Origin of the sequence: Methylobacterium nigriterrae (assembly GCF_037106235.1) — a bacterium.
GTDB lineage: Bacteria > Pseudomonadota > Alphaproteobacteria > Rhizobiales > Beijerinckiaceae > Methylobacterium > Methylobacterium nigriterrae.
Genome location: NZ_JBAWTG010000566.1, coordinates 1 through 433, shown reverse-complemented (window position 1 = coordinate 433; position 433 = coordinate 1). Strand labels below are relative to the sequence as shown.

At 61.4% G+C, this 433-nt stretch carries 1 riboswitch.

The features are described from left to right. Positions 1-268 precede the first annotated feature (268 nt). Positions 269-433, top strand: a riboswitch (cobalamin riboswitch). This riboswitch is flagged as partial in the annotation.

The following is a 433-nucleotide window of genomic DNA, read 5'->3' as shown; positions in this document are numbered from 1 at the left end:
CAAAAGGGCCGCTCAATCGAGCGGCCCTTCCATTGGGTCGAGGCTGGGCATTTCCACAACGTCCAATCCGCGAGGAGCTTCGTGGATTGGGCGTTATGGAGCGCTGCCGTGCGCGAGGCTTGGTACCTCGGACGCAGTTGGACTTATCCACGGTCTCGAGACCGGCGTTTTCTGAACCGCCAGGTTTCTTCGGCAGGCACGGCTGTTGTTAGCAGAACACACACCTGTAATCGTGCGCCAAGTTCCGTTGACGCTAGCGACACTTACCGCGTAGCTAGATTGTGACGGTTCCCTTCGGGGATCAAAAGGGAATGCGGTGAGGGTTCGCCCGAAGCCGCGGCTGCCCCCGCAACTGTGAGCGGCGAGCCTTCCGCCACCTGTGTCACTGGATGGGCCTCATCCGGGAAGACGGTGAGAGGGCAGCGACCCGCGA